Annotated in this window: 18 protein-coding genes and 5 pseudogenes; 12 read left to right on the top strand and 11 right to left on the bottom strand. The window is 72.1% G+C overall.

Annotation, left to right across the window (positions count from 1 at the left end; all coding sequences use genetic code 11):
• Positions 1-601 precede the first annotated feature (601 nt).
• The 3 genes and pseudogenes from MTP03_RS19495 to MTP03_RS19485 all read left to right on the top strand — a co-directional run bounded on the left by MTP03_RS19495 (position 602) and on the right by MTP03_RS19485 (position 4,021).
• Positions 602-2,023, top strand: coding sequence for an aldehyde dehydrogenase family protein (locus MTP03_RS19495; protein ID WP_248489608.1), 1,422 nt, complete (start codon positions 602-604; stop codon positions 2,021-2,023).
• Between the two features lie 44 nt (positions 2,024-2,067).
• Positions 2,068-3,209 (top strand): annotated as a pseudogene (locus MTP03_RS22930) (GMC family oxidoreductase N-terminal domain-containing protein); the annotation flags it as partial.
• 59 nt (positions 3,210-3,268) lie between these two features.
• Positions 3,269-4,021 carry a GMC oxidoreductase gene (locus MTP03_RS19485; RefSeq protein WP_248489607.1) on the top strand — a complete coding sequence of 251 codons (753 nt, stop codon included), beginning with the start codon at positions 3,269-3,271 and terminating at the stop codon, positions 4,019-4,021.
• A 143-nt stretch (positions 4,022-4,164) separates the two neighbouring features.
• Here the strand turns inward: MTP03_RS19485 and MTP03_RS19480 are convergent, their stop codons facing one another.
• Positions 4,165-5,091, bottom strand: a complete 927-nt coding sequence (locus tag MTP03_RS19480) for an LLM class F420-dependent oxidoreductase (protein WP_248489606.1) — start codon at positions 5,089-5,091, stop codon at positions 4,165-4,167.
• 28 nt (positions 5,092-5,119) lie between these two features.
• Positions 5,120-6,394: a hypothetical protein gene (locus MTP03_RS19475; RefSeq protein WP_248489605.1), complete on the bottom strand. Its 1,275-nt coding sequence runs from the start codon at positions 6,392-6,394 to the stop codon at positions 5,120-5,122.
• A 126-nt stretch (positions 6,395-6,520) separates the two neighbouring features.
• On the opposite strand from MTP03_RS19475, the gene MTP03_RS19470 reads away from it, so the two are divergent.
• The gene (locus tag MTP03_RS19470; RefSeq protein ID WP_248489604.1) at positions 6,521-7,516 is read left to right on the top strand and encodes a Fe2+-enterobactin ABC transporter substrate-binding protein; all 996 of its coding nucleotides are present in this window, start codon (positions 6,521-6,523) and stop codon (positions 7,514-7,516) included.
• Between the two features lie 85 nt (positions 7,517-7,601).
• Here the strand turns inward: MTP03_RS19470 and MTP03_RS19465 are convergent, their stop codons facing one another.
• The 5 genes and pseudogenes from MTP03_RS19465 to MTP03_RS19445 form a co-directional block, all read right to left on the bottom strand.
• On the bottom strand, positions 7,602-12,020 hold the full coding sequence (locus tag MTP03_RS19465) for an amino acid adenylation domain-containing protein (protein ID WP_371820995.1): 4,419 nt from the start codon (positions 12,018-12,020) through the stop codon (positions 7,602-7,604).
• 215 nt (positions 12,021-12,235) lie between these two features.
• On the bottom strand, positions 12,236-15,241 hold the full coding sequence (locus MTP03_RS19460) for an amino acid adenylation domain-containing protein (protein ID WP_371820812.1): 3,006 nt from the start codon (positions 15,239-15,241) through the stop codon (positions 12,236-12,238).
• An 8-nt stretch (positions 15,242-15,249) separates the two neighbouring features.
• Complete coding sequence (locus MTP03_RS19455; protein WP_248489603.1) at positions 15,250-16,230, bottom strand: condensation domain-containing protein; 981 nt, start codon at positions 16,228-16,230, stop codon at positions 15,250-15,252.
• Positions 16,231-16,369: 139 nt separating this feature from the next.
• Positions 16,370-16,462 (bottom strand): annotated as a pseudogene (locus tag MTP03_RS24025) (MbtH family NRPS accessory protein); the annotation flags it as partial.
• On the bottom strand, positions 16,459-16,695 hold the full coding sequence (locus tag MTP03_RS19445) for a phosphopantetheine-binding protein (protein ID WP_248489602.1): 237 nt from the start codon (positions 16,693-16,695) through the stop codon (positions 16,459-16,461). The pseudogene MTP03_RS24025 and the gene MTP03_RS19445, both read right to left, overlap by 4 nt.
• A gap of 65 nt (positions 16,696-16,760) precedes the next feature.
• On the opposite strand from MTP03_RS19445, the gene MTP03_RS19440 reads away from it, so the two are divergent.
• The 3 genes from MTP03_RS19440 to MTP03_RS19430 are packed head-to-tail and all read left to right on the top strand — an operon-like array spanning position 16,761 to position 18,295.
• Positions 16,761-17,396 (top strand): GNAT family N-acetyltransferase, encoded by a 636-nt coding sequence (locus MTP03_RS19440; RefSeq protein ID WP_248489601.1) that lies wholly within the window; start codon positions 16,761-16,763, stop codon positions 17,394-17,396.
• 3 nt (positions 17,397-17,399) lie between these two features.
• Positions 17,400-17,897 carry a siderophore-interacting protein gene (locus tag MTP03_RS19435; protein ID WP_248489600.1) on the top strand — a complete coding sequence of 166 codons (498 nt, stop codon included), beginning with the start codon at positions 17,400-17,402 and terminating at the stop codon, positions 17,895-17,897.
• Entirely contained in the window at positions 17,840-18,295 is a 456-nt protein-coding gene (locus MTP03_RS19430) for a siderophore-interacting protein (protein WP_371820994.1), read from the top strand. The genes MTP03_RS19435 and MTP03_RS19430 overlap by 58 nt, the downstream gene beginning before the upstream one ends.
• 31 nt (positions 18,296-18,326) lie before the next feature.
• Here MTP03_RS19430 and MTP03_RS19425 read toward each other — a convergent pair whose 3' ends face one another.
• From MTP03_RS19425 to MTP03_RS19415, 4 genes are all read right to left on the bottom strand, one after another.
• On the bottom strand, positions 18,327-19,703 hold the full coding sequence (locus MTP03_RS19425) for an HNH endonuclease signature motif containing protein (RefSeq protein WP_248489599.1): 1,377 nt from the start codon (positions 19,701-19,703) through the stop codon (positions 18,327-18,329).
• Positions 19,610-20,119, bottom strand: coding sequence for a DUF222 domain-containing protein (locus MTP03_RS24020; RefSeq protein ID WP_371820811.1), 510 nt, complete (start codon positions 20,117-20,119; stop codon positions 19,610-19,612). Before MTP03_RS24020 ends, MTP03_RS19425 begins: the two co-directional genes overlap by 94 nt.
• A gap of 83 nt (positions 20,120-20,202) precedes the next feature.
• On the bottom strand, positions 20,203-20,454 hold the full coding sequence (locus MTP03_RS19420; protein WP_248489598.1) for a hypothetical protein: 252 nt from the start codon (positions 20,452-20,454) through the stop codon (positions 20,203-20,205).
• The gene (locus tag MTP03_RS19415; RefSeq protein ID WP_248489597.1) at positions 20,451-21,230 is read right to left on the bottom strand and encodes an iron-siderophore ABC transporter substrate-binding protein; all 780 of its coding nucleotides are present in this window, start codon (positions 21,228-21,230) and stop codon (positions 20,451-20,453) included. The genes MTP03_RS19420 and MTP03_RS19415 overlap by 4 nt, the downstream gene beginning before the upstream one ends.
• A 118-nt stretch (positions 21,231-21,348) precedes the next feature.
• On the opposite strand from MTP03_RS19415, the gene MTP03_RS19410 reads away from it, so the two are divergent.
• The 5 genes and pseudogenes from MTP03_RS19410 to MTP03_RS19390 form a co-directional block, all read left to right on the top strand.
• Complete coding sequence (locus MTP03_RS19410; RefSeq protein ID WP_248489596.1) at positions 21,349-22,647, top strand: lysine N(6)-hydroxylase/L-ornithine N(5)-oxygenase family protein; 1,299 nt, start codon at positions 21,349-21,351, stop codon at positions 22,645-22,647.
• A complete protein-coding gene (locus MTP03_RS19405) occupies positions 22,647-23,582 on the top strand; it encodes a methionyl-tRNA formyltransferase (protein ID WP_248492301.1) in 936 nt (311 codons plus the stop codon). Before MTP03_RS19410 ends, MTP03_RS19405 begins: the two co-directional genes overlap by 1 nt.
• A 16-nt stretch (positions 23,583-23,598) precedes the next feature.
• Positions 23,599-24,346, top strand: a pseudogene (locus MTP03_RS19400) (SDR family oxidoreductase).
• A pseudogene (locus MTP03_RS19395) lies at positions 24,343-25,982 on the top strand ((2,3-dihydroxybenzoyl)adenylate synthase). Before MTP03_RS19400 ends, MTP03_RS19395 begins: the two co-directional pseudogenes overlap by 4 nt.
• A gap of 101 nt (positions 25,983-26,083) precedes the next feature.
• Positions 26,084-26,497 (top strand): annotated as a pseudogene (locus MTP03_RS19390) (isochorismatase family protein); the annotation flags it as partial.
• Between the last annotated feature and the right edge of the window lie 75 nt (positions 26,498-26,572).

Raw genomic sequence — 26,572 nt, 5'->3', positions numbered from 1 at the left:
ACTGCTCGCGCTCCGTCACGAAGGTGCCGATCATCTCCTCGATCGAGGCGTCGAGCCACTCGGTCACGCGGGGCCAGAAGTACAGCAGGACCTGCGAGCGTACGTCGGCGTCGGCGATCTCGGCGGCGACGCGCGCGGTGAACAACTCCCACGCGCCGTTCTGTCCCACCCGGTACACGGCGAGCAGGACCCGCAGTTCGAAGCCGCGCCGTGCCATCGTCCGGGCCAGGTCGTGGGTCTCCTCTCCCGGGTGGATCGAGTAGGTCGCGCGGAGGAGATTGCCGAGGACACCGCGCCAGTGCGCGCGGGTGCTGGCGTCGAGTTCACCGCGCAGCAGCGGCTCGTCCATCTCGGGCAGCGCGGCGACGATGGCGTCGTCGACCATGGCCACCATTGCGTCCAGCTCGTGCTCGTGCTCCCCGGCTCGCGCGAACTCCGCGAGCCAGGTGCGGGCCGGCTCGCTCAGCGATGCCACGGCGCTCGGCATTGTTCCCGGGGACAAGAGTGGGATCGAACCTTGCTCATGACGCCAAGAATATGGCTCTCATCACACTCCACACTTGGAAGTGCTCAACAACACACCACCTCCAGGGAGCCCTCGATGATCGACCGCACCAGCCATTACATCGACGGTCAGTGGCGGCCGTCCACCGGAACCGAGACCATCGACGTCATCGACGCGACGACCGAAGAAGTGATGGCGCACGTCGCCGCCGGCACCGCCGAGGACGCCGATGCCGCGGTCGCCGCCGCCCGGGCCGCCTTCGACGGCTGGTCGCGCACCCCGCTGCAGGAACGGATCGGCTTTCTCGTCCGCGCCGCGCAGGCGCTGCAGGCCCGGCAGAGCGAGATCGCGACGCTGGTCAGCCAGGAGGTGGGTATGCCCTTCGCGTACAGCAACGTCGTGCAGGCGGGCCTGCCGGTGCAGTCGCTGGTCTCCATCGCGGAGGTCGCGAGCACCTACGCCTTCGAGGAGACGGTCTACAACTCGCTCGTGGTCCGCGAGCCGATCGGCGTGGTCGTGGCGATCACGCCGTGGAACTACCCGCTGCACCAGGTGGTCGCGAAGGTCGCGCCGGCGCTGGCCGCGGGCTGCACCGTGGTGCTCAAGCCGAGCGAGGTCGCGCCGTTGACCGCGTTCGTGCTCGCCGAGGTCTTCCACGAGCTGGGCCTGCCGAAGGGCGTCTTCAACGTGGTCACCGGCACCGGACAGTCCGTCGGCGAGGCGCTCGTCGGCCATCCCGAGGTCGACATGGTCTCGCTCACCGGTTCCACCGGCGCCGGCCGCCGCATCGGCGAGGTCGCCGCGCAGACCATCAAGAAGGTCGCCCTCGAGCTCGGCGGCAAGTCCCCGATGATCGTCCTCGACGACGCCGATCTCATCGAGGCCGTCGGCGCGGGCCTGAACGGCTGCTTCCTCAACTCGGGCCAGACCTGCATCGCGCTCACCCGCATGCTGGTCCCGCGCGCAGTACTGCCGCAGGTCGAGGCCATCGCCGCCGCCGGCGTCGAGCAGATCAAGGTCGGCAGCCCCTTCGAGGCCGACACCGTCCTCGGGCCGCTGGTGTCCGCGCAGCAGAGGGACCGGGTGGTCGGGTACATCGAGAAGGGCGTCGCCGACGGTGCGCGTCTGGTCGCGGGCGGCCCTACCCCTCCGGACGGCCTGGACCGCGGGTTCTTCGTGCGGCCCACGGTGTTCTCCGACGTCAGCGGCGACATGGCGATCGTGCGCGAGGAGATCTTCGGCCCCGTCCTGGTGATCCAGGCGTACGACGACGAGGAGGAGGCCATCCGCCTCGCCAACGACACCCCGTACGGCCTCAACGCAGCGGTGTTCTCCGCCGACGCCGACCGCGCCGTCGCGGTGGCCCGGCGCATCCGGGCGGGCCAGGTCCAGATCAACGACGGTGCCTTCAACATCCACGCCCCGTTCGGGGGATACAAGCAGTCGGGCAACGGCCGGGAGTTCGGCGCGTGGGGCCTCGACGACTACCTCGAGACCAAGTCGATGCAGCTGCCCTGAGCGCGAATCCCACTCACCCCCATGACTTTCGATTGGACAAGACCATGAGCTTCACTTTCGACGCGCGCCGCCGCGCCACTCTCACCGCCGTCGTCGACACCTTCGTCGCCTCGGTGCCCCGCGACGACGACCCCACCGGCTTCTGGGCCGTGAAGGGCAGCGACCTGCAGGTCGACGCCGCCGTCGAGCAGTACCTGCTCGAGCACCTCCCCGAGGAGGAGCTCGAGAGCCTCGGCCAGCTGCTCGACACCGCCGCCCTGGTCGGCATGAAGAACCAGCCCCAGGCGATCCGCGAGGCGATCCTCGCGAACCTCGGCGGGATCGCCCCCGAGGCGGGACTCGCCGTTGCGAGCCTGTGCCAGCTGTCGACGATGATCGCCTACGGCGTCATGGACGACCAGGGCCGCAACCCGCTGTGGGCGGGCGTGGGCTACCCCGGGCCGGTGTCGGCCCCGCCCGCGACGCCCAAGACCATCACCACGATCGCGCCCACGGCCGGGGAGACGCTCAGCGCCGACGTCGTGATCGTCGGCAGCGGCAGCGGCGGCGGTGTGGCCGCGGCGATGCTGTCGCAGGCCGGGAAGAACGTGATCGTGGTCGAGGGCGGAAGCTACCGCAACGAGGCCGATTTCGTGCAGAACGAGCTGTTCGCCTACCAGACCCTGTTCCTGCGCGGAGGATTCTTCCCCTCCGCCGACGGGAACGTGATGCTCGCCGCGGGCGGCACCGTGGGCGGCGGCAGCACCGTCAACTGGTCCAACTCGCTCAAGACGCCCGACGTCGTCCGCAAGGAGTGGGCGGACGCGGGGCTCGAGGACGCCCTCGGCCCCGAATTCGACGAGCACCTGGCACAGGTGTTCGCGCGGATGGGCTGCAACCAGGACGTCGCCCTGCAGAACGCTCAGCACGAGCGGCTCGCGGAGGAGCTGCGGGCCTGGGCTACTCGTACCGCAAGGTGGATCTCAACGTGAATCCCGACCGGTTCGACCCGGTGCGCTCCGGCTACAGCGGCATGGGCGATCAGACCGGTGCGAAGAACGGCACGATGAAGACCTTCCTGCAGGACGCGTCGGACGCGGGCGCTCGCCTGCTGCCCAACACCCGGATCCGCGAGGTCACCACGGACGACGGCGCCGCCACCGGCGTCGAGGGCGTGCACACCGACCCCGAGACCGGCGCGCAGACCCCGGTGCGGATCACCGCGCCCACCGTCGTGGTCGCCGCGGGCAGCCTGGAGACCCCGCCTTGCTGCTGCGCTCGGGGATCGGCGGGCCCGCGGTCGGCACAACGCTGCGGCTGCACCCGGCCTCGCTGGTCAGCGGCATCTACGACGAGCCGCAGGACCCCTGGTACGGCCCGGCGATGGCGGGCGTGATGAACGAGTTCGCCGACGCCGATTCCGGCTACGGCTTCCTCATCGAGGCGGTCCAGCACTTCCCGGGCCTGTTCAGCAGCATCGTGCCGTGGCTGGGCGGTGCGGCCCACAAGGAACTCGCCGTGCAGTACCGCAACCGGGTCGACTGGGTGGCCCTGGTCAAGGACCGCGGCGTGGGCGCGGTGACCATCGACGAGAACGGCGAGGCCGTGCACACCTACCCGTTCGACGACGAGCTGGACCGCAAGCACCTCCGGGAGGGCCTCGTGGCCGCCATCCGCATGCAGGAGGCCGCCGGTGCGAACCAGATCTACGTGGCGGGGCAGCGGTTCGCGCCGTGGCAGCGCGGCGAGGATCTGGACGCGTACATCGAGCGGGTGAACGCGATCCCGATCGGCCCCGGCGGCACCCCGGTGTTCAGCGCGCACCAGATGTGCAGCGCCCCGCTGGGCGCGGATCCCGCCACCTCCGTGGCGAAGCCCTCCGGCGAACTGCACGACACCCGCGGCGTGTGGATCGCCGACGCCAGCGGCATGCCCACCTGTTCCGGCGTGAACCCGATGATCACCACGATGGCGCTGGCGCGGCGCACCGCGACCAACATGCTGGCCGCGAACGCCTGACCCGCCGCCACAGTCCGCTCCCGCGGCGACGAATCGTTCCCGCGATCACCATGGTGATCGCGGGACACGTCGCTACCGCGGGAGTGGCCGGGCGGCGGCTTCTTCGATGGTGATGGGCGCGACAGAGTCGAACCCACCGACAGTTACAGGCCGGCGACCTGCGGCAGTACCTCGGAGCCGATCCACTCGACGTGCGCGAGGTCGCGCATGTCCAGTACCTGGAGGTACACCCGCGTCGCGCCGGCCTCGGCGAAGGTGCCCAGCTTGTCGACGATCTCGGCCGCGGAGCCGGTGAGCCCGTTCTCGCGCAGCTCGGGGAGCTCGCGGCCGATGGCCGCTGCCCGTCGCTCGACGGTGGCCGCGTCCGCGCCGCCGCAGACCACCTGCGCGGCCGACTTGACCACCGACTTCGGATCGCGGCCCGCAGCCTCGCACGCGGCGTCGATCCGGCCCCACACCGCGGCGGCCTCGGCCACCGGGACGAACGGGGTGTTGTACTCGTCGGCGAACCGCGCGGCCAGCGCCGCTCCGCGCGTGCGGCCGGCGCCGCCCAGCACCACCGGGACGTGCGCCTGCGCGGGCTTCGGCAGCGCGGGGGAGTCGACCACGGAGAAGTGCTCGCCGCGGAACGTGTAGGGGCCCTGCGACTCCCACAGTCCGGTCACGATCTCGAGGGTCTCCTCGAATCGTGCGAAGCGCTCCTTCACCTCCGGGAACGGGATGGCGTAGGCGCGGTGCTCCTCTTCGAACCACCCGGCGCCGAGCCCGAGTTCCACGCGGCCACCGGACATCTCGTCCACCTGCGCGACGGAGATCGCGAGCGGCCCGGGGAACCGGAACGTCGCGGACGTCACCAGCGTGCCGAGGCGGATCGTCGAGGTCTCCCGCGCGATGCCGCCGAGGGTGACCCAGGAGTCGGTGGGCCCGGGCGCACCGTCGACGTTCATGGCGACGTAGTGGTCCGACCGGAAGAACGCCCCGAAGCCGGCCGCCTCCGCGGTCCGGGCGACGGCGAGTTGGTCGGCGTATGTGGCCCCCTGCTGGGGTTCGACGAAGATGCGTAGCTCCATGGAGCCCACTCTGCCACCTGGTGGGCCGCTACAGGCGCGGGCGTGTGCGGTCGAACGGTGCCTGCACGAACCGGATGTCCGTGCTGCGCTCCATCGTGCGCCGTTCGTACGTCGCCTCCAGCCGCGCACCGTCGACGGTGCCGGACATGCGCAGGGCGTCCGGGCGGGACGCGACCACGGTGAGCTCCACCGGCGCCGCGCCGGCTCCGGCGCGCACCGTGAACCGGTCGCCGTCCGCGCGCAGCCCCCACGCGGTGACGACACCGTCGGGGGTCTGCGTGACGAGGGAGTCCTGCGCGGACCCCTTCGCCGGCCGTTCCGCGGTACCGCGCAGCGTGATGGCGATCGAGGTCCACACGGGCCCCGCCTGCCCGACGGCCGCAGCGGGACGGCCGTCGAGGCTCAGCGACGTCGCGCGCCACACCCCGTCGCGGGTGTCGCGCGGCGTGTTCATGGCGTCGACGCGGGCGAGGTTCCCCGCGGTCGTGACGCCGATCAGAACCGCCGCGAGCGCGACCATCGTCGCGGCGACGACGGTGCGCCGGCGTTCGGCTGGTGGGAACACTGCGGTGAGCAATGCCCGTGCGTGCGGTGCCGCCAGGACGGCCGCGATCATCAGCAGCTCGCCCGCGAGCAGCTTGACGGGCACGTCGTAGAACACGTTGAGCAGCACGATCTGCGTCAGCGCGACGATCGAGAGCAGCGTCCCGGCGACGCGGGTGCGCGGGAACACGAGCAGGACGCCGGCCGTCACCTCGATGGCGCCCGTGACCACCGTGTACGGGGTGGACGCCGCCATGTATCCCCACAGCATCGAGAACGGTTCGGTATCGCCGACGGCCTGCAGCTGGTACGCGGGTAGGTTCATGTGACCCATCTGCGCCGGGATCAGCTTGGCGAGCCCGTAGAGCAGCATCGCGACCGCGAGCGTCCCGCACGCGATGCCGGACAGGATCCGGGCCGCGCGGTCGATCCCGGCGGTGGCCCGCCGCCTGGCCGCCACCGCGCCCCACGCGGCCCCGGCGACGGTGCCTGTCAGGAGCCAGCCCAGGTGTAGTTGCCACGCCCAGGCGAGGTCGCTGCCGGTCGCCACGTCGACGGTGCCGGGCGCGGTCCCGGTGACCGCGGCGCCCAGCCGCGCCAGGGCGCCCCAGACCGGCTCGAACAGCGCCGACGCCCCGGCCGCTGCCAGGATCTGCGAGGCCAGGACACCGACGACGAACAGGATCAGACAGCCGCTGGCCACCGTCAGGGCGATGGTGCGAGCCAGGATGCGCGGCGCCGTGGGGAGTCCCGTGGTCATGGCCTCACCGTATCGATCAGTATGGGTACCCTACCCTTGGTTGTGACGAATCCCACCTGTGTCCGGGCTGAGGAGCGGAATGTGATTTGATAAGCCTGTCCTAATACACTGAGAAAGGGCTTCTTCATGGCCAAGAATGTGCGATATCTCGTCGCCATCCTGTGTGCGCTCGGGCTCGTTGCCGGCTGTGGCGGCGGCTCGTCCGACGACGCGGAGAGCGGCGCGAACGCGAACGCCACCCGCACCGTCAGCACGGTGAAGGGGGACGTCACGATCCCCGCCAAGCCGAAGCGCGTCGTCCTGCTGAACTACGCGCTGGCGGGCTACCTGTACGACCTCGGTCTGCCGGTGGTGTCGACGGTGACCGAGTACACCGACCGCGACATCACCAAGGCGGAGCCGTTCGAGGCCTGGGCCGACGACTTCACGAAGGCCGGCACCAAGTTCATGCACTGGCCCGCCGGCGGCTACAACATCGAGGCGGTCGCCGCGGAGAAGCCCGACCTGATCATCGGCGGCGGCCTCGGCTTCCCGTTCAAGCAGGGCACCGACGCCTACGACCGGCTCACGACCATCGCGCCCACGATCCTGGTCGACAACAAGCTCGAGAGCTGGCAGCAGCAGTTCGAGTACCTGGCGAAGACGTTCGAGCAGCCGCAGGTCTACCAGGACGCGGTGAAGAAGTACGACGAGCGCATCGCGCAGGTCAAGGCCGGTATCACGCCGCCTCCCGGGCCGGTCGCGTTCCTGTCGATGACCGCGCAGGGCAAGGCCTACGGACTCATCGAGAACCGCGGCGTCCCCGCCGAGTTCGCCAAGCTCGGCATCGAGCCCGCCCCGATCTTCGCGTCCGGGAAGTTCAAGCCGTACACCGCCGGTGGTGACTCGTACGAGATCACGCCGGAGCAGCTGCCGAGCACTGTCACACAGCCCTCGGTCTTCATCGTCGGCTTCAGTGGCCAAACCTTCGATGTGAACTCGCTCCGCTCGCAGCCGGTCTACGCCTCGCTGCCCGCGTTCTCCTCGAACCACGCGTACGACCTGCCGTACTGGGTCCAGCGCCCCGACTTCGACAAGGCCATGGCCACGCTCGACGTCGTCGAGAAGATGTTCAAGAAGTAGCCCGCTCCACAGGTTCCACAACGCGACGGTCGCGGCCCGGATGTGATTCCGGGCCGCGACCGTCGGCGTGACGGGCCCTTCGGCGTCAGTCCGGGAGGACCTGGACCATCGCCTCCTGCGTCACCGTCGCAACGAGCTCGCCGCCGGTGTAGAAGTGTCCGGTGGACAGGCCGCGGCCGCCGTGCGCGACGGGGGAATCGACGGCCAGCAAGTGGAAGTCGTCGAACCGGGTGTGCCGGTGGAACCACAGCGACTGGTTCAGCGTCGCCGCGCCGACCCGGTCATAGCCCCACGCGAGCCCATGCCGCGCGATGATCGGATCCTGCACGGTGAGGTCGGAAGCCCACGCGAGGGCGGCGTCGTGGAGCACCTGATCGTCCGGCATCGCACCGTCGGTGCGCATCCACACCAGGTTCCGGCTGTCTGCGTTCTCGACGTCCCGCTTGTCCCACACCGGATCCGAGGCGAACCGCATCTCGATCGGGTGCGAGGCCTCGACGAGGGCGCACAGGCGCGTCTCGTGCCCGGCGAAGCGCTCCGCCATCGTCGGCAGAGCTTCGGGGTCGCCCGCCGCCGGCGCGGCACCGGTGTGCTCCAGCGGGTTCGGCGCGTCCACCTGGTAGGCGAGCGTCATGACGGCGAGGATCCGGCCGTCCTGCTCGACGGTGACCTGCCGGTTCGCCGTGCCGCGACCGTCCCGCAGGCGGAGCACGCGATAGGTGAGATCGTCGGTCACCGAACCGAGTTCGACGAAGTGGGTGTGCGCGGCGTGCAGGGGCGGCGCACCGTCGGGCCCGGTGGTGAGCGTGCGGCCGGACGCGACGATCGCCTGGGCCAGGATCTGCCCGCCGAAGGTGTGCACGCCGACCTTGGCCGGGTGGCGCCCGGTGTACACGTCGGGGGAGCCGGTCGCGGCGAGGCGCAGCACGTCCAGGAACTGCTCGAAGTCCGTGCCCGCCGGGGTGCCGTCGGCGGCGGAGGCCGTGGCGCGCGCGGCGATCCCGGCCACCGTCAGGCCCTCCAGCACGTCGCGGGCGCCCAGCTCGAAGCCGAGCCTACGGGCGCGGGAGACCACCTGCAGCGAGACCAGCGAATCGCCGCCCAGCTCCACGAAGTCGTCGCCGAGCGCGACGTCGTCGGTGTCCAACAGCTCGCGGAACACCGCGAGCAGCGCCGCCTCGGCGGGGGTCGCGGGCTCGCGGTCGAGCCCGGCGTCGGCACGGGCGGCGGGGTCCGGCAGCGCGTCCCGATCGAGCTTCCCGGTGGGGCCCAGCGGGAGCCGGTCCAGCACCACGTAAGCGGCGGGCACCATGTGCGTGGGCAGTTCGGTTCCCAGCGCGGTGCGGATCGCCTCCGGATCGGGCTCGGCGCCGTCGTTGCGGACCAGGTACCCGATGAGGCGCTGGTTCCGCACCAGCACGGCGGCTGCGCGCACGCCGTCCTGCCGGGCGAGCGCGGTCTCGATCTCGCCCAGTTCCACGCGCAGGCCGCGGATCTTCACCTGGTGATCGGCGCGGCCGTGGAAGCTCAGGTTCCCGTCCTCGCGCCACATCACGAGGTCGCCCGTGCGGTACATACGGGAACCCGGTTCCCCGAAGGGATTCGCAACGAACGTCGCCGCCGTCAGGTCCGGCCGGTGCAGGTATCCCGTGGCCAGCGAGTCGCCGGCCAGGTACAGCTCGCCGAGCACGCCCGTACCCACGGGGTTGAGGCCCTCGTCGAGGACGTAGCACGGCAGGTTCGGGTCCGGCCGGCCGATGGGCAGCGGCCCCGGATCGTCCGGGACGTAGCGCCAGGTGACCGCGTTGATCGTCGCTTCGGTCGGGCCGTAGCAATTGAACAGCGCGCGGCGGCCCCGGCCCCAGCGGTCGGCGAGTTCGGGGTCGAGCCGCTCGGCGCCCACCATGAAGATCACCGACGGATCGACCTCGGCGTGGTCCGGCATCGCGGCGAGGAACGATGGCAACAGGTTGATCACCGAGACCCGGTGCCGCTCGATGTATTCCAGCAGCTCGTCGCCGGGAACGCGCACGGCGTCGGGCGCGATCACGGAGGTGGCGCCGGCCATCAGCGGGCCGAGCACCTGGAGGACGGAGATGTCGAAGCTGGGCGAACCGGTCTGCAGCACGCGCTCGTCGGAGCGGAAGCCGAGCGCCTCCACGACGAAGGCCATGAGGTCGGGGATGCCGCGGTGGCTGACGGCGACGCCCTTGGGGCGTCCCGTCGTGCCCGAGGTGTAGATGATGTACGCCAGGGCGTCCGGGGTGAGTCCGGCCCGGGCGTGCGCCGGGTCCGTCGCGTCCCCCGAACCGTCCCACGGGTCCACCGCGAACACGGGAACCCCGCCGGGCACGCGAGCGGTGGCCGTCTCCGGGATCTCGCCACAGGTCAGCACGGCCGACGGTGCCGCGTCCTCGAGGAGGAACTGCAGGCGCGCCGCGGGGTAGGACGGGTCGAGCGGAAGGTAGACCGCGCCCGCCTTGAGCACGCCGAAGACAGCGACGTACCAGGGCAGCCCGCGCTCGGCGAAGACCGCGACCAGATCCTGCTGCTGCACCCCGGCGGCGAGCAGCCGGTGCGCGAGCCGGTTCGCGGCCTCGTCCAGTTCCCGGTAGGTCAGCTGCCGGTCTTCGCAGACCACGGCGGGGTGCTCGGGGGTCGCGGCCACGTGGGCGCCGAACTCCTCGAGCAGCGGGCCGTACTCGCCGCGAAGCGGGACGTCGCCCAGCGCCAGCATCGCCGCCCGCTCGTCCGACGCCAGCGTCCCGATCGCCCCGACGGGGGTGTCCGGCGCGGCCACCATGGCCCGCAGGACCTCCGTGAGCCACCGGCCGTAGCCGCGCACCGTCGCCTCGGAGAGGACGTCCGTGCGGTAGCCCAGTCCCAGGGTCAGGCGTTCGCCGGGAAGGGCGACCACGGTGAGCGGATAGTGCGTGGCGTCGGAGATGTCGACGCCCGTGAGATCGAGGCCGGGCTCGATCGGCTGCACGCTCCGGTCGGAGAGCGGGAAGTTCTCCGTGACGACCATCGTGTCGAAGAGTTCGCCGAGGCCCGCGGCGCGGGTGATCTCGACCAGGCCCAGGTGGTGGTGCTCCGAGAGCGCCAGCGCGCGGCGGTGCACGTCCGCGAGGACCTCACCCACGGCCTGCTCGGGGGTCGCCCGCACCCGGATCGCGATCGACTCGCCGAGTTGTCCGACCATCGTGCCCACGTCGGGCACCTCCACGGGGCGCCCGGAGACGGGGCAGCCGAACACCACGTCGCGGCGACCGGTGAGCCGGCCGAGCAGCAGGCCCCACGCGGTGTGCAGCACGCTGGTCAGCGTCACGCCACGGGCACGTGCCAGCTCCGCGATCCCGCGGGTCAGGTCGTCGCCGAGCTCGACCAGGACGCGCTCCGGTATCCCCTTGGAGGACTCGGAACCCGTGGGCGCGAGCAGCGTCGGCGCCTCCAGCCCGGACATCTCCTCCGCCCACGCGGTTCTCGCGGCGGGCAGGTCCCGGTCGGCGCGCCAGCGGTAGTAGCCGTCGAGCGGCGCCGAGGCCGGTGCGGCCGGGCCGCCGCCCAACTCGGCGTAGATCGCGAACAGCGTGCGCCCGGCGATCGGCATGGACCAGCCGTCGAGCAGCGAGTGATGGTTCGTCAACGTCAGGCGGTACGCGTCGGGTCCGGTGCGGCACAGTAGGAACCGGATCAGGGGCGCGGTCGACGGATCGAACCGGCGGGCCTGCTCTGCCGCGGCGATCGCGGCGAACTCGGCCGCCGGATCCGGATGATCGGCCACGTCCACGAAGGTGAACTCGGGTTGCACCGCCCGCGGAACCACCTGCACCACATCGGCGCTCGCGGTGTATCCGAGGCGGGTGCGCAGCGACGGGACCCGGCGCAGCAGCTCCGCCGCGGCGGTCGCCATCCGCTCGGGATCCACCGGGCCGCGCAGGTACGTCGCGGCCTGCACCACGTACACGTCGGGATCGCCGTCCGCGAGTACCTGCGACTGGAACGCGAGGCCCACCTGCAGCGTCGTCGCCGGCAGCACGTCCGCGATCGGACCGTCCTGTTCCAGCAGGTCGATGTCGGCCTGGTCCAGCGCCACCAGCGGCAGGTCCGACGGGGTGAGGCCGCCACCGTCGGGCCCGATGAGCTCCGCGTGCGCGGCGAACGCGCCCAGGGCCTTCGACCAGCACTCCTGTAGGGCGGCGACGGCGCTCGGATCGAGTACGCCGCCCGCGGCGGTCCATTCGACGGTGAGCCCGTCGGCGCCGTCGAAGCAGTTGATCGCGAGCACCTGTTCGAGCGCCTTCTCCGCCGGATCGAGCACCGCGAACGGGGTGGCGCCGGGGAGCCGCCAGCCGCCGTCGGGTTCCGCGAAGCGGCCCAAGTAGTTGAACACCACGTCGGGCGCCGGCGCGTCGAGACAGGCGCCGGGGTCCAGGTGCCGGAGCACGCCGTAGCCGATCCCGTTGCCGGGCACCGCGCGCCGCGCCTCCTTGACGGCCCGCACCAGGCGGCCTGCCGCGGGCCCGCCGGTGAGGGCGTCGTCGAGCTCGGCGTCGCCCGCCGGCAGCGGCAGCGCCACCGGGTACTCGGTCGTGAACCAGCCCGTGGTGCGGGCGAGGTCGGCCGAACGCACGACCTCCTCGCGGCCGTGGCCCTCGACGGTGACCGTCGCGGCGTCGGAGCCGCCGCGACCGGTGCGCCGGCGGTGCAGACGCACCGTCAGCGCGAGCACCGCGAGCAGGGTCTCCTCCGCGTTCGCCCGGTAGGCGGCGGCGAGATCGCGGGTGATCGCGGTCGCCGTGGCCGCGTCGGTGGCGGTGTGGGTGACCGCGGCGGTGCCGACCAGGTCGGCACGCGGGTCCAGCGAGCGCGCGCCCAGGCGTTCGGCGTGGTCCAACGCGGCCCGCCAGTGTTCGAGTTCGCCGCGGCGGGAACCGGACTCGCCCTCCTCGGCCAGGGCGAGCGCGTGCGCCGCCACGAGGTGCCCTCGGCGCGCAACGCGGGCTCGTGGCCCGAGGCGGCGGCCGCGTGCGCGCGCGGCAGGTCCTCGAGCAGGACGCGCCAGGAGACGCCGTCGACGGCAAGGTGATGGATCACCAGAACCAGCCGGTCCGGCGTACCGTCGGGGTCGCGCACGATCGCCGCGCGCAGCACCGCGCCGTGGGCGGGGTCGAGTTCCGCGGCGAGCTCGGCCGCCACGGACTCGACGGTGCCGCTCCGCTCGCCGACCTCGACGGCCGCCGCGGCCTCGTCGACGGTGAGCTCGGCGGGGCCCGAGATCCGCAGGCGCAACGCGTCGTGCGCCGCAACGAGGGCGTCGAGCGCGGTGCCCACGGTCTCGGCGGTGGCACAGTCGGGCAGTTCGGGAGCGATCCACTGCGCGTACCCGGCGACGGAACGCGGATCCGCGTTCAGCGCCAGCAGTGCCGCCGCGATCGGCGGAGCGGGGAAGGCGCCGACGGCCGGGACGACGGGGCCGGTGTGCTCGGTCGCGGTGTCGGCCGCTTGGGCGGCGAGCGTGGCGAAGCTGCTGCCGGACAGGAAGTCCCGTGGGCGCACGTCCATGCCGCGGGAGCGCAACTCGCTGCACACCGTGATGGCGCTGATACTGTCGCCGCCCAGGCTGAAGAAGTCGTCGTCGATGCTCACGACCTGTGCGTCGAACGCGGTCGCGACCACCTCGCAGAGGAGCCGCTCGCGGTCGGTCCGGGGCGCGCGCCCGCCCGTCTGCACGGCGGGCACCGGCAGGGCCGCGCGGTCCAGCTTGCCGTTGATCGTCACCGGCAGCTCATCGAGCGCCACGACGGCCGACGGGATCATGTGATCGGGCACGGCGGCCGCCAGTGCGTCGCGCACGCCGTCGGCCGTGACGGTGCCGGTCACGTAGCCCACCAGGCGGTCCCGGCCGCCCTCGGAGCGCACCACGGCGGCGGCGCTGGTGACGCCGGGGACCGCCGCGAGGGCCGTCTCGACCTCGGCGATCTCGATCCGGTAGCCGCGGATCTTCACCTGCCCGTCGCCGCGGCCCAGGTACTCGTAGCCGCCGCCGGCGGTGCCGGTGACGGTGGTGCCGGTGACGGTGGTCGAGCCCCCGATCCAGCGCACGCGGTCGCCGGTGCGGTACATGCGCGAGCCGGGCTCGCCGAAGGGATCCGCCACGAACCGCTCGGCGGTTGCGGCGGGCAGGTTCAGGTACCCGCGCGCGAGGTGCGGCCCGGCGAGGTACAGCTCGCCGACCTCGCCGTCCCGGACCGGTTGCAGCGCACCGTCGAGCGCGTACGCGGAGGTGCCGGGCACGGCGCGCCCGATGACGGGCGTCGCGCCCGCCACCCGCGCGGCGGTCGCGTCCACGGCGGCCTCGGTGGGGCCGTACACGTTGACGGCGGGAACGCCGGTGTCCGCGATCCGCTTCCACAGCGCGGGGCCGGTGGCCTCGCCGCCCAGGATCAGCAGGGCGGGGCGGTGCTCGCCGTCGAGCAGGCCGGCGTCGATCAGCGGCGCCGCCATCGACGGGGTGGTGTCGACGACGTCGATGTCGTCGGCGCGGTACGCGGCCAGCAGCGCGTCGGCGTCCCGCGCGGTGTCGGTGGAGTACAGGTGCAGCGTGTGACCGCTGAGCAGCCACAGCAACTGGTCGAGCGAGGCGTCGAACGAGAACGAGTAGGTGTGCGCGCAGTGCAGCCGCCGGTCGGGGTCGCCGCCGATGGCGGTGTCGACCAGCGTCGAACGGTGGTGGCGCAGCAGGCTGGTCAGCCCGCCGGCGCGGGCCGCGACGCCCTTGGGACGGCCGGTGGAGCCGGAGGTGTGGATGACGTAGGCGAGGTGATCGGGGTGGCGGGGCGCCGCGAGTTCGGCCTCCGCCAGTGGGCTGGGGGGCAACGCCGCGAGCCGCGCGCGCGTCGCGGGAGCGTCGAGGGCGAGCGCGCGGACGGACTCGGGAGCGGGAGTCTCGGCGTCCGTGATCAGGAGCGCCGGAGTGGAATCGGCGATCAGCTCCGCGTGCCGCGCCGGGGGATGCGCGGGGTCCAGGTACTGGTACGCGGCGCCCGCCTCGAGTACCGCGAGCAGCGCGATCACCAGGCCGGCGCCGCGGGGCAGTGCGAGTGCCACCACGTCCTCCGCGCCCACGCCCTCGTCGCGCAGCAGCCGGGCGGTGCGGTGCACCCGCTCGGCGAGCGCGCCGAAAGTGAGTGCGGCACCGTCGAACACGAGGGCGGGGACGTCCGGGTGGAGCGCCGCCTGCCGGGCGAGCGCGGCGGGCACGTCCTCGGTGGGGTGCGCGGATCCGGCGGTGTGCGCACGCGCGACGAGGGCGGTGCGCAGCACCGGCGGGAGCAGGTCGACCTCGCCGACCGCCGGGGCGGCGGGCGAGCAGAGCTCGCGGATCAGGGCGGTGACGGTGTCGAGCCGGCCCTGGACCTGGTCCGCGGTGGCGGCACGCGCGTCCACCTCGAAGCCGATCAGGAGTCCGCCGCTCGTGCCGGCCGGGGCGTCCACGGGCGGCGCGGTGGGGATCGCGCTGAGCCCGTAGTCCTCCGGCGGCCCACCAGCCACGTTGCGCATCGTGCCGGCCGAACCGGCGAAGTCGAGCGTGAGGTCGAAGGCCTTGAGATTGATGCCGCGGCCGTGCAGCAACGCGCCCACGTTCGGCGTGGCCAGGTCGCGCGGGAGGTCCTCACCGCGGTACCGCTGGTGCTTGCGCATGCGCCGCATCGCCTCGGCCACGCGGGAACTCAGGTCGGCGAGCCGGTCGCCGGGGAGACCCGCAGGCGCAGCGGCAGCACGTTCACGGCCATCGCCGGGGTGCGCAGCGCCACGCCACCGCTGCGCGACATGGGCGGCATCGCGAACACCACGTCGGTCTCGCCCAGGGTGCGGTGCAGGAATGCGGCGTAGCAGGCGATGAGCGTTTCGCCCCAGGTGGTTCCGGCCTCGTCCGCCGCGCGGCGCAGCGCGTCGACGTCCTCCGGGCCGAGCTCCGTCCGGGCGGAGTGGGTGGTCGTCGCGGGCCCGTCGAAGCCCGCTCGCTCCGGAAGCGCGGGCAGCGGGGTGAGCTCGTCGCGCCAGTACGCGCGGTCGGCCTCGAGGCGCTCGCTCGCGCGGTACTCGACGTCGCCCGCGATGAAGTCGGTGAACGAGCCGAACGGCGACGTCGGCGGCTCGGTGCCGCCGACGAGCGCGGTGTAGTGGCTCGCGACGCGGCGCGAGAGCATCGCCGCGGAGTAGCCGTCGAACACCAGGTGGTGGCCCATCTGGGTGTACCAGACCTCGGTATCCGACAGCCGCAGCAGGCGATACGCGAACAGGTCACGGTCCACCATCTCGACGCACGCGGCGGCCAGGCGCGCCCGCTCCGCCGCGACCTCGGCCTCCGCTGCGGCCCGCGGATCGGGCTCGGACCGCAGGTCGACGGTGACCGGCGCGGCCGGCGCACCGTCGTCGATCCACTGACGCGGCCCCTCGGCGGTCTCCACGACGCGCAGCCGCAGGCTGTCGGCCTCGGCGACGGTGCGCGCGATCGCGGTGCGCAACGCCTCCAGATCCACCTCGCGCTCGCCGGCGATCTCCAGCACGTCCCCCACCACGTAGTACGGCGAATCCGGTTCGAGCCGTTGTGCGTTCCAGATTCCCAGCTGCGCCGCGGTGAGCGGCAGCAGGGCACGGTCGTCGGGGCCGGGGGACACCGGGGCGTGGGCCGCCGCTGCGAGAGTCACGTGGTCGCTCCTGGGGGTCGGGCGGGTCAGTGGGGAGGGCGTCGCGGAGCTCGCGTGGGCGCAGGTCGGTCCACGCGCCGTCGATGTGGGCGCGGCAGGCCTCGCGTCCGGCCGGGCCGAACTCGACGGTCCAGCCGGCGGGGACCTCGGCGAACCGCGGCCACAGCGACCGCTGGTCGCGCGCGTTGCGCAGTACCAGGAACTCGGCGTCGGGATCGTCGAACGGGTTCATGCGCCCACCACCAGCCGCTGCCAATGGGCCAGCTCGGGCTGCTCGGCGAGGTCGGGGAACTCGAGCTCCGCAGCACCCGCGTCGCGCCAGCGCTGGATCAACGTCATCACGCGGACCGAGTCCAGGCCGAGGTCGAAGAGGTTGTCGTCGTCCGCGATCTCGTGCGGGGGCAGCTGCAGCAGCTCAGCGACGTCGGCGCGCACGCGGTCGGCGGTCAGCGGGGAGGTGGACATGTCGGAAACCGTCTCCTTGGGGTAATCTCCAGTGCGATCAGGTAGGTAAGCCTACACTTCTCTGTTTGGGGGTTCGGATGCTGGACCGCGCCGCCGCCGGGCGACAGCTCGTCGGGCGGTCGCACCCGCCGATCGGCGACGTCGCCCGCGCCCTCGCTCTGGACGGTTTCGACGTGCGCGTGGCCGACCCAGGCGGCCCCGACGTCGACGTGATCCACCGGTGGATGAACACGCCCGCCGTGGCGGCGTTCTGGGAGCAGGCGTGGTCCAGGGAGCGGTGGCGGCGGCACCTCGCCGACATGCTGGCCGGCACGGTGGTCGCGCCGCTGATCGTGGGCGATGCCGACGGCGACATCGCCTACCTGGAGTTGTACCGCGCGCACGCCGACGTGGTCGCGCTGCACTACGACTCGGACCCCCATGACATCGGGGTGCACCTCGCGATCGGTTCGCAGGCGCATCGCGGTGCCGGCTGGGGCTCGCGGCTCGGGGCGGCCGTCGCGGTGGCGGGATTCCGCGCCGACCCCCTGTGCCGGCGCATGCTGACCGAGCCCGATGTCCGCAACGCCGCCGCCGTCGGCGTCAACGAGGCGATCGGCATGCGCCGGCTCGGCCTCGTGGAGCTGCCGCACAAGACCGCCGTCCTGTTCGTCGTGGAACGCTCGGACCCCGAGTCCCACGGCGTCGACCGATTGGAGTGATGCATGAAGTGGAACGATTTCGTCCTGACGCTGACGGCGACCTCGCAGGTGGCCGCGAACCTGCTGCGTCTCGAGTTCGAGGTGGGTGGCGGCACGGCAGACGGTTACGTCCCGATCGCGCCCGGCGACGAGGCGATCGCCTTCTACTTCTCGCCTGACGGCGACGAGCTGGTGGCCCGGCAATCGGACGACCCGAAGGCGCTGGGCGGCTGGGAGATCGCCGATCCCGAGCGCAGCGCCGGGCACCGCAACTACACCGTGCGCGCCTACGACCCGCAGACCCGGCGGATGCTGGTGGACGTGGCCGAGCACGGCCACGGTCCGGCGATCGACTGGTTCCGCGCCGCGCGCCCGGGTGGCGGCTGCTGGCCGCCGGGCCGAGGTCCTGGTACGAGCCGGCCGTTGACGCCACCCGCCATGTCCTCGCGGGCGACCTCGCCGCGCTGCCCGCGCTCGCCCGGATCCTGGAGGAGACCCCCGCGGGCATCGACGTCACTGTGATCGCCGAGGTCCTCGACCGCAGCGAGCTCGACTACCTGCCGCGGCGCGACGGGGCCGAGGTCATCGAACTCGTCGGCACCGGGAACGGCGCGGCGCCCAGCCGCCTCCCCGAGGCGCTGCGCAGCGTCGATCTCCCGACCGACGCGTACCTGTGGCTGGCCGGGGAAGCGGCCGACACGCGGGCCGCCAAGAAGCACGTGCGCGGCCTCGGCTGGTCGCGCGACCGTGCCGACGTCGTCGGGTACTGGCGGTACGACGCCGAGGCGTGGACGAAGCGCTTCGAGGCGGCGGGGGAGGACCGGTTGCGCGCCGTGTTCGCCGACGCCCTCGCCGCGGGCAAGTCCCGCGACGAGGCGACCGACCTCTACGAGCAGGCCCTCGAGGCCGCGGGGCTGTAGCGGCCGCTGGGTGACCTCTGGCTCTCCTGGCCTAGAAGGGTGGGGGTTGGAGGGGCTGCGTGTCGTCGTAGTCGATGCCTGCCGCTTCGGCCTGGGCGCGCTCCTGCTCGCGGGCGCGTTGTTCCGCCGCAGCGGCGCGGTGTCGTCGATGTTCCTCACGCAGAATCTGGTTCTCCGCGCGGAGCGCCTTGCGGGCCTTCGCACGTCGTTTCGCCGCGGTGGCCAGTCCGTCGGGGTTCTTCGGTTTCGGCGGTGCGGGTTCGGGGGCATCCCAGATGATCTGTTCAAGCCCGGGGAGCAGATCCCGGGCGCTACCGGGTGGGACGGCGTGCACGCCTCCGGCGGGGTGCCGCCATTCGACGGTGCCGTCCGGCAGCAGGTCTGAGAGCCATCCGGTCTCGGTCTTGATGCGGTGGTGGAACCCGCACAGCGGCACCAGGTTCCCCGCGGTGCCTTTGCCTGCGACGGTGGTCGCCCCGCCTGCGCCGGGATCGTCGTGGTCGAATTCCCCGACGTGGTCGGCCTGGCAGTGGTCCGATGGCACGCTGCAGCCGGGGAAGACGCATGTCGGGTAGGTCAGGCGCATGACGAGTAGTTGGTACCAGGTGGGGCGGTACCCTCCGGCGCCGCGGGCGTGAATCTCCCCGGTGGCGGGGTCGCGGCGGCCGAGGACCCGCCACTGGGTTTGCGTGGCGGCGATCAAGGCCCGCGCTTGCTCCACGGTCACAGGGCCGGTGATCCCGGGGTCTCCGGTCAGGACGACCGCCCCGTGTTCTGCATCGCCGCCACCGGCAACGACTTCGGCGTCCCCATTGCCAGTGGCGTCGGCATCTTCGAGTGCTTGCGCAGGCGCGGCGTCAGGGGTGGGCGTGAACAGATCAGGTTCCGGTTCGGGCGGGGCCGCGTCGTCGAGCGCGGCGGCTGTGACGTCGGCGAGGTCGGATTCGTTGAGGACGATCACCGCCAACGCCCGGATATCCTGGGACACCGCCGCGGTCCGCGGCCGCGCCTCGCGCAGCTCGCACGAATCAGTGCCGCATAGGCAGCCCAAGCTCTCGTATCCCTCCGCGAGCGCGACGAGCGCGGCGACCTGCCGCTGCCCCACCGTGCGGCCATCCGCCCGACACACCGACTGCACCAGCGGCCCGACTAGCGCCGACAACCGCAGCGCCTGATCCTTGGGCATCACCGCCTCCAGATCGACCAGTCCGTCCACACGCGTGTGGAACTCCAACCGCTCCCGCGGCTCGGCCGGCGGTGTTTCCCGCGCCGCCGCCGGATCCAACCGGACGAGCACACTCTTCGCGGCGTCGGTCACCGCCCGCACCGACAGCGACTGCCCACAGCGGGTTGCGAGCCACGCGGTGATCCGCTCATCGAAGGCCTTCGCGACCTGCTCATTGAGCACCGCAGCGGATGCCGGAGCACCTCCCGGACCAGCGGCAGCGATACCTTCCCGGCAGCGAACAGTTCGAACAACCGCGGGCACCGCTCGCGCAGATCCAGCCCGCGATGCACCGCGGACCCCGCGGCCGTGCGACCAACACCCAGGGCGGCACCGACCTCGGCGACCAACTCATCCCAATCGTCGACGAACCGACGCGATGACTCCTCCCGCACCCGCCGAGCATCATCCCGCAGTTCATAGAGCCTGGTCAGCACCGCCGCCCGTTCCGCCTCCAACCGATTCTGCTGCGCCGCCGGCTCCCGCAACCGCGACAACGCACCCCCGGCGCTGAGCCCGGACACCGCACCGTCGAACACCCCGGGCAGGGGCGTGGCAACCCGCCTGCCCAACGTGAACGCATCGTCCGAATAGCTCATGCCTTCTATTTTAGGAAGATATATCGAACGATGATAGGTCTTGACATCATCTTTCTAGTGCGACATCTCGAATCTTCTTCGAGTCAGCCCGCGGTCTTCGCGGCGTTGGACAGCAGGGGAACGTAGCGGTCGAGCAGCCACGGCAGGTCCAGCACGTTCGGCGAGCTCACGGCGAACACCAGAGGCGGATCGGTCAGCGGGACGTAGGACTTGCGCTGCACGGCCTTCAGGCTCGCGAACGACGGGTTGGCCTCGGTGGCCTCGCGCTTGGCTGCGTCGAGGTACCACGAAGTGAGGACATCGGCGTTGTACTCGGGCACGTTCTCCCAGCTCACCGGTGCCGCGAACTTGCCGGGAGGGTGGCCTTGCGCAGGGCGGCCAGCTCGGGCAGCACGGTGAAGCCGAAGCTCTGCAGCAGCATCACCCGCGGATCGGTGTCGAAGTAGAAGTTGAGGCTCTCGGGGGTGGTGCCGCTGGCCGCGGCCACCGTCTTTCCGGCGAACTCCGGGTGCGCGGTCCTGACCTCGGCGATCCGCTTATCGGTGTCCGCGATCAGTGTCTTGGCCTCGGCCTCGCGACCGAGGGCCTTGCCCACGAGCGTGGTCTGGTCTTGCCAGCTGGTCTGCCAGTTGCGGCCGGGCTGCGCCACTGTGGGCGCGATCTTGTTCAGCTGCGCGTACTGGTCGGCGGTGAGTCCGGATTGCACCGACAGGATGACGTCGGGCTTCAGTGCCGCGATCTGCTCGAGCGGGATCGACCTGCTGGACTCCGGCAGCAGCACCGGCTTCGCGTCGCCCAGCTTCGCCTGCACCCAGGGCATGGCACCGCTGCCGCCCTCGCCGAGCTCGGACTTCATATCCCGCATGCCCACGGGGATCACGCCCAGGGCCACGGCGGCCTCGGTGCTGCCCCAACCCAGCGTGACCACGCGCTGCGGCCGGGCCTTGATCTCGACGGTGCCGAGCGCCGAGGTGATGCTGACCGGGAATCCGGTGTCGTGCTGGGTGTGGTCCTCAGCCGGGGTTCCGGAGCCGCAGGCGGTCCCCGCGAACAAGGCAGCGGAAGTGGCGATGACCAGCGCGGCGCGCGCGAATCGTGGTCTGCGGAACATGGCGTCTCCTCGGGGCGCGGGTGCTGTGTGACTGGACACAACGGTTGTCTCGACTGGCGAACCATACCCCATTTCAGGTATGCCTATCCTACCTAGTTCGACGGCGCGAAGGAGACTCATGGCACAGCAGCAGGCGATCGCCGACGTGGTCGGCATCGGGGCGGGACCGTCCAACCTGGGGCTCGCCGCGGCCGTCCATGAACGCAACAAGGCCGGCTATCCCTCCCTGTCGATGGCCGTCCTCGAGCGCAAGCCGGCGTTCGCGTGGCACCCGGGCATGCTGCTCGACGGGGCCACCATGCAGATCGCCTTCCTCAAGGACCTGGTGACGCTCCGCAACCCGCGCAGTCCCTTCAGCTTCCTGAGCTACCTCGAGGCCCGGGGACGGCTCGTGGACTTCATCAATCACCAGACCTTCTTCCCCACGCGGGTCGAGTTCACCGACTACCTCGGCTGGGTGGCGGAGAGCGTCGACGCGTCGATCTCCTACGGCACCACCGTGACCGCGGTGGAGCGCCTCGACGGCTCCGGTACCCCCGACGGTGCGCGGTGGCTGGTCCGGTTCTCGGGCCCGGACGGCGACGGCGAACTGCGGGCGCGGTCCGTCGTGGTTGCCACCGGCCTGCGCGAGCGGCTGCCGGAGTGGGCCGCGACCGGCCCGCGGCTGTTCCACAACCACCGCCTGCTCGAGCACTTGGCAGCGGCGGACCTGGATCCGGCTGCGCCGCACCGCTTCCTCGTCGTCGGAGGCGGGCAGAGCGCCGCCGAGGTGGCGCAGCACCTGCACCGCAGCTACCCGGAAGCGGTGGTGGAGTGCGCGTTCAACTCCTACGGCTTCCAGCCCGCCGATGACAGCCCCTATGCCAACAAGGTGTTCGATCCGGCGGCCGTGGACGACTTCTTCGACGCGGAGGACGATGTGCGCGCCGAGCTCATGGCCAGGCACGCAACCACCAATTACGGCTGCGTCGACCTCGAGCTCATCAACGAGCTGTACGCCGTCGAATACCAGGAGAAGGTGACCGGGAACCGCCGGCTCCTCATGCGGCCCGTCACCGAGGTCCGGGCGGCGGCACCGTCGAACACCGGGGTCCGGGTGGAGCTGCACGACCGCATGTCCGAGCGGACGACCACCGCGGAGTACACGGCGGTGGTGTGCGCCACCGGATTCCGTTCGATCGGCGTCTCGGACGTCGTGTCCGACTGGGGAGTGGCTCCCGAGCGGATCCGGGTGGGCCGCGACTACCGTCTCACGATCGACGGTGAGCCCGTTCCCGGCCTGTACGTCCAGGGCGCCACCGAGGCGACCCACGGCCTCGGCTCGACGCTGCTGTCCAACGTCGCCGTCCGGGCCGGCGAGATCCTCGACGGGCTCGTCGCCGACACCAGCCTGACCACCATCGCGAAGGGAGCATGATGCGCGTCGTCACGTTCGGGTTCCAGACCTGGGGCCACCGCACGCTGTCCGCCGTCCTCGAGGCCGGCCACGAGGTCACGCTCGCCGTGACGCACCCCGTCTCGAACAACCCGTACGAGATGATGTGGAACGACTCGGTCGAGGAGCTCGCCGCCGAGCAGGGGGTGCCCGTGCATCTGGCGAAGAAGCCCGATGATGCACTCTTCGAGGCGGTCTCGGCAGCGGAACCGGACATCATCGTCGCCAATAACTGGCGCACCTGGCTGCCGAAGTCGATCTACGCGATGCCGCGGCTGGGCACCCTCAACATCCACGACTCGCTGCTCCCCAAGTACGCCGGCTTCTCGCCGCTGATCTGGGCGCTCATCAACGGCGAGACGCACGTGGGCGTCACCGCGCACCTCATGGACGAAGGCCTCGACACCGGGCCGATCATCGCGCAGGAGTCCGTCGCGGTCGGGCCCACCGACCGCACCGTCGACCTGTTCCACCGCACCGTCGACCTGATCGGACCGCTCGTCGCGCGGGCGCTCGGTGAGCTGGAAGCCGGTACGGCGCACCTGATCCCGCAGGATCCGGCCGCGGCGACGTACTTCCACAAGCGCTCCGACGCCGACAGCGCCATCGACTGGTCGTGGCCCGCCGATGCCATCGAGCGGCTGATCCGCGCGCAGTCCGATCCGTACCCGAACGCCCACACCGTCTTCCGTGGCGAGCGGCTCGCGATCACGGCGGCCTCGGTGTCCAGCAAGCGGTACGGCGGCACGCCGGGCCGCGTCTGCGTGCCCGACGGTGACGGCATCGCCGTCGTCGCCGGGCCCGACGCCTGGCGCGGGGGCAACCCCGCGCTGATCGTCGAGACTGTCCGCACCGCCGACGGCGCCGAGCACCCCGCCGCGAAGATCCTGGGCGACTCCGGCGCCTATCTCGGCTGACCCGGGGGCGCGAGACATGCACGCATTCATCACCGGCGCCGCGTCCGGGATCGGCGCGGCGACCGCCCTGCGGCTCGCGCGGCGCGGCCCCGTCGCTCTCGCGGACCGCGACGCGGACGGGCTGATCGCGACCGCCCGCGCCGTCGCGGACGCGGGCGGCACCGCCACCTCACACGTGCTGGACGTGACCGACGCGGACGCGGTCGCCGCGGCGCTCGACGCCGCCGAGAAGGCCGGCGGGCCCGTGGACGCGCTCGCGCACTGCGCGGGAACCCTGGTGGCCGGGCCCGTATTGGACACTGCGGCCGAGGACTGGGCCGCCGCGCTGGCCGTGAACCTCACCGGCACGGTGCACGTGCTCACCGCCGCCGCCCGGCGGATGGCCGAGCGCGGCGCCGGCGCCGCCGTGGTCGTCGGCTCCAACGCCGGGAACGGCCCGCGCGTCGGCCTCGGCGCCTACGGGGCGTCGAAGGCGGCCGCGCACAACGCGACCCTCACGCTCGCACTCGAACTGGCGGGAAGCGGCGTGCGGATCAACGTGGTCGCCCGGATCGACGGCCACCCCCATGCAGACGGCGTTCGGCGGTGCGGCCGCCGCGGAGGCCGCGATCGCCGGCGATCTGGCCCGGCACCGGCTGGGGATCCCGTTGGGCCGCATCGCCGACGCCGACGACATCGCCGGCGCCATCGACTACCTGCTCTCGCCCGATGCGCGGCACGTGACCGCGCAGGTACTCACCGTCGACGGAGGCGCCACGGTATGACCAGCACCGAGACCCGTTTCTTCCCACCCGAATTCGCCGCGCGGTGCCGCGCCGCCGGGTACTGGACCGGCGAGACCTTCGCGGCCTTCCTCCCCGACGCCGCGGAGCGCTTCGGCGGCGCCGAGGCGCTCGCCGCGCAGGACGTCGCCGGGAACCCCGTCCGGCTGAGCTACCGCGAGCTGGACGCCGCCGCCGCGGCGACCGCCGCCGGGATGCGCGCCGCGGGGATCGCCGCGGGCGACCGCGTGGTGCTGCAGCTGCCGAACACCGCGGAGTTCGTCACGGTGCTGTTCGGGCTGTTCCGCCTCGGGGCGATCCCGGTGTTCGCGCTGCCCGCGCACCGCCGCAGCGAGCTCGTCCATTTCGTCCGCACCGCCGGGGCGAAGGCCCTGATCACGGCGGCGACCATCAACCGCTTCGACCACCGCGCGCTGGCCGCCGACGTCGCAGCTGAGACCGGCGCCGAGTCCTTCGTCGTCGACGACGCGCCCTTCGGCGCCGGCGCGCACGGAACACCCGCCGCCGTCGACCCCGAAGGGCTGGCCTTCCTGCAGCTCTCCGGCGGCACGACGGGCGTGCCCAAGCTCATCCCGCGCACCCACGCCGACTACCTGTACTCCGTGCGCGAGTCCGCGAAGATCTGCGGCCTCGGCCCCGGCAGCCGGTTCCTCGTGGTGCTGCCCGTGGCGCACAACTTCCCCATGAGCAGCCCCGGCATCCTGGGCGTGCTGTGGGCCGGCGGCACCGTCGTGCTCGGGACGGACCCGGCACCGTCGAAGGCCTTCCCGCTGATCGAGGCGGAGAAGGTGACCATGACCTCGCTCGTGCCGCCGCTCGCGATGCTGTGGCTGCAGGCCCGAGCGGCCGGCGGCGCCGGCGCGTCAGCGGACCTGTCGAGCCTCGACGTGCTGCAGGTGGGCGGCGCCAAGTTCCCGCCCGAGGCCGCGCGGCGCGTCGCCCCCGAGCTCGGCTGCCGCCTGCAGCAGGTCTTCGGCATGGCCGAGGGCCTGGTCAACTACACCCGCGACGACGACCCTGAAGACCTCGTCCTGGGCACCCAGGGCCGGGCCATCTCGCCCGACGACGAGGTGCGCGTCCTCGACGAGGACGGTGCCCCGTCCCGCCCGGCGCGCCCGGGCTGCTCTGGACCCGCGGGCCGTACACGATCCGCGGCTACCTGGGAGGCGTCGACACCGAGTCCTTCGACGCCGAGGGCTTCTACCGCACCGGCGACGTCGTGCGGCAGCTGCCGTCGGGGCACCTCGTGGTGGAGGGGCGGGCGAAGGACCAGATCAACCGCGGTGGCGAGAAGATCGCCGCCGAGGAGGTGGAGAACCACCTGCTCGCCCACCCGCTGGTGATCGACGCGGCCGTCGTGGCCGTCGCCGACGAGTTCCTGGGCGAGCGGACCTGCGCCGTCGTGCTCACCGGGGCCCAGCGGCCCACCGTGCCCGAACTGAAGAAGTTCGTCCGCTCGCGCGGCGTGGCCGAGTACAAGGTGCCCGACCGGGTGGAGTTCGTCGCCGAGTTCCCCACGACGGGCGTCGGCAAGATCAGTCGCCGCGAACTGCGGCGCGCGCTGGCGGACCGGATTCGGCACGAGGACGAGGCGCGTAGGAACGAGGAGAAGTTGTGAGCCTGCCCAAGACGGTCGTCTACGACCTGCCCGAGATCGAGTGCGCCGACACGGTCGACTGGACCGTCGAGCCGGCCCGCGCCGTCCTGCTGATCCACGACATGCAGGAGCACTTCGTCGGGCCCTTCGAGCGCGACGCGGAGCCGCTGCGCACCGTCGTGCCCAACATCGTGGCCCTGCGCGCCGCGGCCCGCTCCGCCGGCGTGCCCGTGGTCTACACGGCGCAGCCCGGCGACCAGGACCCCGAAGAGCGGGCGCTGCTCACCGATTTCTGGGGCCCGGGCCTGAAGACGGCCAATCAGGACATCATCGGCGAGCTGACCCCCGCCGACGACGACGTGCTGCTCACCAAGTGGCGCTACAGCGCCTTCGCGAAGTCCGACCTCGCGGAGCGGATGCGGACCTGGGGCCGCGATCAGCTGGTGATCGCGGGCATCTACGCCCACATCGGGATCATGACGACCGCGCTCGACGCCTTCATGCGCGACGTGCAGCCGTACGTGGTGCGCGACGCCGTCGCCGACTTCTCCGCGCAGGATCACGCGAACGCGCTCACCTACGTGTCGGGCCGATGCGGCAGGTGGAGACCA

The sequence above is a fragment of the Tsukamurella sp. PLM1 genome, from assembly GCF_023168325.1.
Classification (GTDB): Bacteria; Actinomycetota; Actinomycetes; order Mycobacteriales; family Mycobacteriaceae; genus Tsukamurella.
This window is presented reverse-complemented; position numbering and strand designations above follow the sequence as displayed.